The sequence below is a fragment of the Alphaproteobacteria bacterium genome (assembly GCA_030740435.1).
Classification (GTDB): domain Bacteria; phylum Pseudomonadota; class Alphaproteobacteria; order UBA2966; family UBA2966.
The window spans coordinates 1-8,383 of the sequence record JASLXG010000090.1 but is presented as its reverse complement, the minus strand read 5'-3'; the positions used below and the strand labels follow the sequence as shown (position 1 = coordinate 8,383).

7 protein-coding genes are annotated in these 8,383 nt (G+C 66.1%); 3 read left to right on the top strand and 4 right to left on the bottom strand.

What is annotated here, in order from left to right; translation table 11 throughout:
- The first annotated feature begins 109 nt into the window (after positions 1-109).
- Together purH and QGG75_10455 are read left to right on the top strand one after the other, a co-directional pair.
- Positions 110-1,705 (top strand): bifunctional phosphoribosylaminoimidazolecarboxamide formyltransferase/IMP cyclohydrolase, encoded by a 1,596-nt coding sequence (purH, locus tag QGG75_10460; protein ID MDP6067655.1) that lies wholly within the window; start codon positions 110-112, stop codon positions 1,703-1,705.
- A gap of 33 nt (positions 1,706-1,738) precedes the next feature.
- Positions 1,739-2,356 carry a hypothetical protein gene (locus tag QGG75_10455; protein ID MDP6067654.1) on the top strand — a complete coding sequence of 206 codons (618 nt, stop codon included), beginning with the start codon at positions 1,739-1,741 and terminating at the stop codon, positions 2,354-2,356.
- Positions 2,357-2,411: 55 nt separating this feature from the next.
- On the opposite strand, the gene QGG75_10450 is transcribed toward QGG75_10455, so the two are convergent.
- From QGG75_10450 to QGG75_10435, 4 genes are all read right to left on the bottom strand, one after another.
- Positions 2,412-3,665, bottom strand: a complete 1,254-nt coding sequence (locus tag QGG75_10450) for an NADH:flavin oxidoreductase/NADH oxidase family protein (GenBank protein ID MDP6067653.1) — start codon at positions 3,663-3,665, stop codon at positions 2,412-2,414.
- Between the two features lie 15 nt (positions 3,666-3,680).
- Entirely contained in the window at positions 3,681-4,214 is a 534-nt protein-coding gene (locus QGG75_10445) for a cupin domain-containing protein (protein MDP6067652.1), read from the bottom strand.
- 135 nt (positions 4,215-4,349) lie between these two features.
- Positions 4,350-6,038 (bottom strand): adenylate/guanylate cyclase domain-containing protein, encoded by a 1,689-nt coding sequence (locus tag QGG75_10440; protein ID MDP6067651.1) that lies wholly within the window; start codon positions 6,036-6,038, stop codon positions 4,350-4,352.
- A gap of 149 nt (positions 6,039-6,187) precedes the next feature.
- A complete protein-coding gene (locus tag QGG75_10435) occupies positions 6,188-7,432 on the bottom strand; it encodes an MFS transporter (protein ID MDP6067650.1) in 1,245 nt (414 codons plus the stop codon).
- A gap of 322 nt (positions 7,433-7,754) precedes the next feature.
- Between QGG75_10435 and QGG75_10430 the strand changes: the two genes are divergently transcribed.
- Positions 7,755-8,156, top strand: a complete 402-nt coding sequence (locus tag QGG75_10430) for a hemerythrin family protein (GenBank protein ID MDP6067649.1) — start codon at positions 7,755-7,757, stop codon at positions 8,154-8,156.
- The last annotated feature ends 227 nt before the right edge of the window (positions 8,157-8,383 follow it).

Here is an 8,383-nt window from a genome sequence, read left to right as displayed (position 1 = left end):
CGCCGCCCGGGCCCGCCACACCGACGACACCTTGGCCCGCCTGGCGGCGCTGGTGCCCGATTACCGCCGGCCGCAATAGTCGCCACCGTTTATTCCCGGAGAGTTCCCCATGTCCCCCAACGATAGCCCCGTCACCATCCGCCGTGCCCTGGTCTCGGTTTCCGACAAGTCGGGCCTGGTCGAGCTGGGCCGCGCCCTGGCCGATCGCCAGGTCGAGATCCTGTCCACCGGCGGCTCGGCCCGGGCGCTGGCCGAGGCCGGCGTGGCGGTCACCGAGGTCTCGGACCACACCGGCTTTCCCGAGATGATGGACGGCCGCGTCAAGACGCTGCATCCCAAGGTCCACGGCGGCATCCTGGCGCTGCGTGACGACGCCGGCCACCTCGAGGCCATGAGCGATCACGATATCGGCGCCATCGACCTGGTGGTGGTCAACCTCTATCCCTTCGAGGCCACGGTGGCAGACGGTGCCGACTTCGCCGCCTGCATCGAGAACATCGACATCGGCGGCCCGGCCATGATCCGCTCGGCGGCCAAGAACCACGCCTTCGTGACCGTGATCGTCGAGGTCGACGACTACGCCGAGCTGCTGGCCGAGCTCGCAGCCAACGATGGCGCCGTCTCGGCTGAGCTGCGCCGCCGCCTGGCGGCCAAGGCCTACGCCCGCACCGGGGCCTACGACGGGGCCATCTCGGGCTGGTTCGCGGCGCAGACGGGCGAGAGCTTTCCCCCGCGCCTGGTCTTTGCCGGCGAACGCCGCGAGGTTTTGCGTTATGGCGAAAACCCGCACCAGGAGGCCGCCTTCTATGCCGGCGGCCCGGCCCGGCCGGGCGTCGCCACAGCGCGCCAGGTGCAAGGCAAGGCGCTTTCCTACAACAACCTCAACGACACCGACGCCGCCTTCGAGCTGGTGGCCGAGTTCGACCCGGAGACCCCGGCCATCGCCATCATCAAGCACGCCAACCCCTGCGGCGTGGCGCTCGGTTCAAGCTACGTCGAGGCCTACCGCAAGGCGCTGAAGTGCGATCCGGTCAGCGCCTTCGGCGGCGTCATCGCGCTGAATGGCAGGCTCGATGGTGAAACCGCGAGCGCCATCTCGGAGATCTTCACCGAAGTGATCATCGCCCCCGAGGCCGACGACGAGGCCCAGCGCATCCTGGCCGAGAAGAAGAACCTGCGGCTGTTGCTGGCCGGCAGCCTGCCCGCGGCCGACGCCGCCGGCCTGAGCGTGCGCCAATTGGCCGGCGGGTATCTCTTGCAGAACCGGGATGCCGGGCGGGTGAACGAATCCGACCTGAAAGTCGTCACCAAGCGGGCGCCCAGCGCGGCCGAGCTGGCGGACCTGTTGTTCGCCTTCCGGGTGGCCAAGCACGTCAAGTCCAACGCCATCGTCTACGTTAAAGAGGGCGCCACGGTGGGCGTCGGCGCGGGCCAGATGAGCCGCGTCGATTCAGCCCGCATAGCGGCCCGCAAATCGGCCGACGCGGCCGCCCAGGCCGGCCAAGCCGAGCCCCTGACCAGGGGCTCCGTGGTGGCCTCGGACGCCTTCTTCCCCTTCGCCGACGGCTTGCTGGCAGCGGCTGAGGCCGGCGTCACGGCGGTCATCCAGCCCGGCGGCTCGATGCGCGACGACGAGGTCATCCAAGCCGCCGACCAAGCCGGCCTGGCCATGGTGCTGACCGGCATGCGGCATTTCCGGCACTAGGGGGGCGGTTGTTCAAGCCCAGGACCCGACTTGATGCGAAAACCGAAGGCCGTCAAATCACTGGAGAACCTGGGCCGTGTCAGGCTCTCGCAGAATTTTTTCCTGCGCGATTTCCTCTACAGCGAGATCTCCAACCTCAACGGAATTCCCAATATCCCGGACGACCCCGATCTGGCGATCGAAGCGGGAGGCAAATTATGTGGGGAACTGCTGGAGCCCCTCTACCGAACCTTTGGCGGGGTCGCCGTTCGCTCGGCCTACCGGTCGCGCCAAGTGAACGCCTTCGGCAATCGGCACAACCTCAATTGCGCCACCAACGAGGCCAACTATGGGCGCCACATTTGGGACAGCCGGGATCGAGACGGCTGCCTGGGCGCCACCGCCTGCATCGTGATTCCCTGGTTCGCGGATCGCTACGAGAACGGTGCAGAATGGCAATCGCTGGCCTGGTGGATTCACGATCACCTGCCCTATTCCGAGCTTTGTTTCTTTCCCAAATTGGCCGCCTTCAACATCAATTGGCGCGACAAGCCGATCCGCCAAATCATGAGCTACATCGGACCCAAGCGCTTTCTGACCAAGCCGGGCTGGGACAATCACGAGGGTGGCCACGGCGGCCAGTACCGGGGCTTCCCCGAACTGGTGCCCTAAAGCGGCGCCCAGATATGCTTACCGATCAGTCGGTAAGCATATAACATGAGGCGCGCTAGCCCCGGCTCATGGCCTCGGCCATCTTCGTTTCGTGCTCGAAGTAGGCCTTGATGGCGCTTTTGCCGTCGAGGGCGAGGTCGGCGTCCTGGCCGTCGGCGAGGCGCAGGATCTGCCAGCAGAACCAGGCCAGGCCGGCCTGGGGCGGATCGATATCGAGCTCGTAGCTGTGCATGGATTCAGAGCTGCCATCCAGGATCCGGGCCGAAGCGTCGGTGTCGACACAAAGCGGCCGGGCCACGCCGACCACGTCTAGCGCGCCCGAGGCCAGCGCGGCGTCCATGGCGGCCCGGCTGCGGAAGCCGCCGGTGACCATCAGCGGCATTTTCGTCACCTTTCTCATGGCGTCGGCATATTCGAGAAAGTAGGCCTCGCGTTTGCGCGTGCTCTCGCGCACCGGACGCTCGGGCAGCGCGTTTCCCGCCACCTGGTCCTTTATCCGGGCGCCCATCATGCTGGGCTGTTCGTAGTTGCCGCCCGAGACCTCGAGCAGATCGCAGCCCGCTGCTTCCAGCCACTGCACCACTTGCACGCATTCCTCGAAGGTGAAGCCCTGCTTTTGGAAATCGGCCGAGTTGAGCTTGACGCCCAGCGCAAAGTCGGGGCCCACGGCGCGGCGCATGGCGCGCATGGTCTCGAGCAGCAGCCTCGCCCGATTCTCCAGGCTGCCGCCCCATTCGTCGTCGCGCCGGTTGGCCTTGGGCGAGAGGAACTCGCTAATCAGATAACCGTGCGCCGCGTGTACCTGAGCGCCGGTGAAGCCGGTCTCGCGGGCCACTTCGGCGACGAAGGCGAAGCGCCGCACGATGTCCTCGACCTCGTCGCCGCTGAGCGCCCGGGGGTCACCGTGGCGGCCCGGCGGCAGCTCCAGCGGTATGGCCGAGGGCGCCACGGGCTCGGGGTTGACGTGGATCGGCGTCTGGCGTCCGGCGTGGCCGATCTGCATCCAGAGCTGGTTACCGGCCACGGTGCCGGCGGCGGCATAGGCGCGCAATTGATCGAGGCCCTGGCGGTCCTCGATGACGACGTTGCCGGGGCGTTCGAGGAAACGGCGGTCGACCTGCACGTTGCCGGTGATGTGCAGCCCGGTGCCGCCTTCCGACCAGCGCCGGTAGAGCACGGCGTGACGCTCGGTGGCCCGGTTGTCGGCATCGGCCACGCCTTCGGTCATGGCCGATTTGGCCAGACGGTTGGGCAGCACTGTGCCGCAGGGCAGCGTCAGGGGATCGGCGAGATTCGGGACGGCGCTCATGGTCGGGTCTCCGCGTTAATTGATTTCGGCATCGATCAGCACGGCGATCAGCAGCGCCGGCTCGTCGCCACGATTGATCCAGGCGTGGTTGGTGCCGCGTTGGACCACCACGTCGTAGGGCTGGAGCTCGCATTCGTCGTCGTCGAGCATCAGCGTCACGCGGCCCGAAAGCAGGATTATGTAGTCGACGCTGGGCGTCTTGTGCATGCGCGGATCGCGCGTCGTGTCGGGCCGTTCGTGGGCCGCGCCAATGGCCGCGAAGGCCTGGGCCGTGTTGGCCTCCAGCTCGTCTATCGACATGGCGGGATCGTCCGGCGCGATCTGGAACCAGCGAAAGCGGCTGCCGCCGGCCGGCGGCGAGAGATGCACCGGGCCGCTGGCGCGGTCGACGGCATCGCGGCTGTCGACGGGACCGCCGTCGGTGTTCCAGATCTCGGCCAGGCCGCCGGCGTTGCGTTCGATCAGGTTCCCCGGCGGGCCGTCGATGACGATCCGCGATTTTCCCTGGGCGTCGTGGCCGGTGACGATGCGGCGGCGCGAACTCAGCATTTATTTTTCCTCCCGTGGCGGCTTTCCGCCAGCATGGCAAGGCCGGGAGGCGTCGGTCAACCGCTGGGCGAGGCCTTCAGGAAACCGGCAGCAGCAGCACGGCGCCAGCCAGCACGGACACATGTGGAGCAGGCCCTATTTCGCCGCTATCGGCTCGACGGCCGCGTCCGCCGCAGCACCGATCGTCAGCGGGTCGTCGACGGCATAGACCTCCAGACTCTGCTCGCGGCCGCGTACCTGCACGGTCTCGTGGCGGGACCCCGAGAGGTCGACACCGGCGTGGCCGGCCGCCGTATCCGAGACCACCAGCGGCACGCCATAATCCTTACAGAGCGCCTCCAGCCGGGCCGCCACGTTGACGTTGTCGCCGATGGCCGAGATGATGGGATGGGCTGGCGGTCCCATGCTGCCGACGATGGCCTCGCCGCAATGGATGCCGATGCCGATGGCCAAGGGCTCGGGGATCTCGGATTCCAGGCGCCGGTTGAGCTGGTCGAGCTGGCGCAGCATGGCCCGGGCACCTTCGAGGGCCTCGGCGCAACCCTGCTCGAGGCCGCTATCGAGGCCGTAGATGGCCATCAATCCGTCGCCGTTGAACTGGGCGTAGTGGCCGCCGGTCTCGACCAGCGCGCTGTCGATGGCGGCGAAGAACTGGTTCAGCACGAAGACGAAATCATATGGCAGGCGGTCTTCTGAAAGCTTTGTCGAAGCGCGCAGATCGACGAAGACGATCGCCACCTCGAGCTCCTGGCCGGCCAGGTAGCCGGGCTGTTGGAAGCCCTCGGCGGCACCGGCGATGGGCGGCAGCAGGGGCTCGATCTCGAGGTCGACGGTGGGCCGGATCTGGCAGGCCAGGCGCACGCCGGGCGGGGCCGAGATGCGCTCCAGCACCTCTTGTTCCTGGGCTCCGGGCGGGGCCAGCCAGTCGGCCCCGCGCCCCACCTTGATGCGGCAGGTCGAACAGCGCCCGCGGCCGCCGCAGACTGAGGCATGATTGATGCGGCCGGCGCGCAGGGCCTCCAGCACGGTGGCCCCGGGCGGTGTCTCGACCGTCTGGGTCTGGCGGTAGATGACGCGCACGCCGCGCTGGCGGCGGGCCACGGCGAGCCGCAGCCAGCGTGCCGCCAGCACCAGCGCCACGATCGCCGCCCAGGCCGCCATCAGGCGGTAATTCCAGGTCAGCACGGTCTCGGAGTAGGCCGCATCGAAGCGCGCCGCTTTCAGCACCTGACCGATCCAGGCCTGGTCGGCGGCCCGTTCCAGCGTCCGCGTACCGGCGGCCACGTAGCCGGCCAGCGCCAGCGCCGGCCAGAGCAGGCCGAAGCCGGAGATCCAGGGCCGCCAGCGCTGGTAGCCGGGCTTCAAGCGAACCCAGGTCGTCAGCCCGATCCAGCCGTGGCTCCAGGCCAGCAGCAGCAGCACGGTCTGCATCACCGCCCACTCGGGCATGAAGACCCAGAGCGCCAGCATCTCGAGCTCATACCCGGTGGCGACGCCGAAGATCTCGACCAGCCCGCGGGTGCCCAGCACGTGGCCCATGAGAAACAGCGGCAACAGCAAACCGAGGATGGTCTGGGCCGCCTCCCAGGCCTTCAGCCGCAGTGTCTGGCGGCGATAAAGCGTGGTCAGGGAGAGGCCGCTGTGGGTCAGCACGGCGGCGCCCAGCAGCAGCGTTCCCGGCCAACTGCGCCAGGGCCGCGTGGTGAAGGGCAAGGCCGCATCCATGGCCTCGAAGGAGATCAGCCCGAGCCCGTGGTTGAAAAGGTGCATGCAGACGAAGGTCAGCAAGACCAAGCCGGAATAGAGTCGGATACGGTTGAGCATGCCGGATTCTAGCAGCGCCGGCCGACCGGCGGAAGTTCACAGGGAGCCGCGTCTAGTGTGATGATTCTGAAGTTCGGCGCATTTCATGCGCCGAAATTGGGAATCTGAATCACACTAGAATTCATGGTTTTGTGCCTTACCAGAGAAATTCATTTTATGAATTTCTCTGGTAAGGCACGGGCCTCCTCGCGGCCGATCAGTTGGGCCAGTATCAGGCCCGCCAGGGCCAGGGCGGCGAACATCCAGGGCGCCCGGGCCCACGACCAGGCCGAAACGACGGCCGCGAAGATCGGCGGTCCGGCCAACTGGCCCATGTTGACGCATTGCAAAATGAGGCCGCTGGTGGCACCGACCAGGGCCGGCGAAGGGGCGTAGGCAGGCACGGCGCTAAACAGCGAGGCCGGCACCAGGCCACCGATGCCGGAAAAAGCGGTGGTGAGAAACACCAGGGCCGGCAACGGCGTCCCGGGCTGAAAGATGAGAACACTGCTGGCCGCCATGACCAGCACCGCCAGGGAGAGCAAGCGCCGCCGCGAGGCGCCGCGATGCAGCAGCCAACCGGCCGCCAGGTTGCCCGGCACGTTGGCGGCGATGGCCAGGCCGACGATGGCGGCGGCGGCCGCGGCGCCGAGACCGTGCTGCTCGCCCAGGTAGGTGGGCAGGAAGGCGATGACACAGAGGTAATGCGTGCCGTAGGCGGCGAAGGCCAGCGCCAGCAACCAGGGTCCGCGGGCGCCCAACACGGCGCCCAGGTCGCGGCCGAGATGCCGGGTCGCCGCGCCGCCCGGCGGATCCGGCGTGGCCCGTGTGCCGAGCAGATAGACGGCGGCGAAAACGGCCGCCAAGGCGGCGTTGACGATCCACAGGCCGCGCCAGCCCAGCGGCGCCAGCAGCAGCGGCGAGAGCAGCACCATGGCGGCCAGGCCCAGCGGCATGTAGGAGCCCCAGGCGGCAAAGGCGAGCCGCGTGTGGCGCTCGCTGACGGCGCGCAGGATCATGGCCGGTCCGGCGGCAAACAACACGATCACGCCCAATCCCTCGAAGATCCGCGTCAGCAGCAGCCAGGCCACGCCGTCGGCGAAGGCTCCGGCCAGGCTGGCCCCGGCGATGGTGCCCAGCGCCAGCAGCGACAGCCGCCGCGCCCCCAGGGCATCGCTGGCGGTGCCGACGACGATGGCGACCAGCGTCGCCACGGCGCTCAGCACCGCCACCACCAGGGCGGCGCCAAAGAGCGAAAGCCCCAGGTCGTGGCGCAACAGCGGCAACGCCACCGGCACCTTGCCGACCTGAAAAGCCGCCACCGCCGCCGCCAGCACCACCACAACCACCACGCCCCAGCGCGTCTCGCGCGGGCTGGCGCGGCCAAAAGGGGAATTGGGTTTCGTCGGGTCCATCTCTCACCGTCGGTGCAAGCCGGTCCCCACCGACCGGCTTGCCCAGGATGACATCTTCTGGCGTGACGCCCGTTATCCCGGCGGATCCCAAGAGGAGTATGACCTTCAGGGGCGGCGGCGTCTCGTGGGGCGACGGGCCTGACATACCATGGGCCGCCCCGGTCCCCCAGGCCTTTTGGGGAAACCGGCAGCGCCGCAATCGTCAAAGTGTTTCGGGGTGCTGTCCCTATGACGGCGGCAAACGCCAATTGGCAGACGCTATTTGACATGCAACGATAGCTCTTGGACGATTTGTTGCACGATGGAAAGCCGAGGAGACGTGATGACCAGGCTTGAGCTGACGCGCAGTTTTTTGACTGGACACGCGGGTATTGATGACGATCATAAAAGGATCATCGATATTATTAATGCAATGATTGATTGCGAGAACGGCGGCGACACTAGTGGGTGCATCGACAAGATGGAGGAGTTTGTTAAAGCATTAAGGGAGCATTTTGATAGTGAAATCCAGATAATGCGTGACAGTGGATACAAATCAGTTGACAGTCATGAAATAGAACATGAGGAGGTATTTAAGAAAATAACAGATATTAGTTCAACATGCAAAAATCAAAAAGGAGGAATGGATTTGAATTACAGTATGTTGTCAATTTTTATTACAAATTTATTAAAAGAAGATTTGGATTTCAGGGCACATTTGGAGAATGTTGGCTACTCGCAATAGTGTTGGCTGTTGAGTTTAAGGTCTCTGCGGTGGCGATCGCATTATGGTATTGAGAAACAATGAAAAAACACGACAAATGGCAAATCTGGATCGACCGCGGCGGCACCTTCACGGATCTGGTGGCAAAGCGGCCCGATGGCAGCCTTGTCACCCATAAACTGCTCTCGCAGAACCCGGAACGATACGCCGACGCCGCCGTCCAGGGTGTGCGCGACCTGATGGGCCTG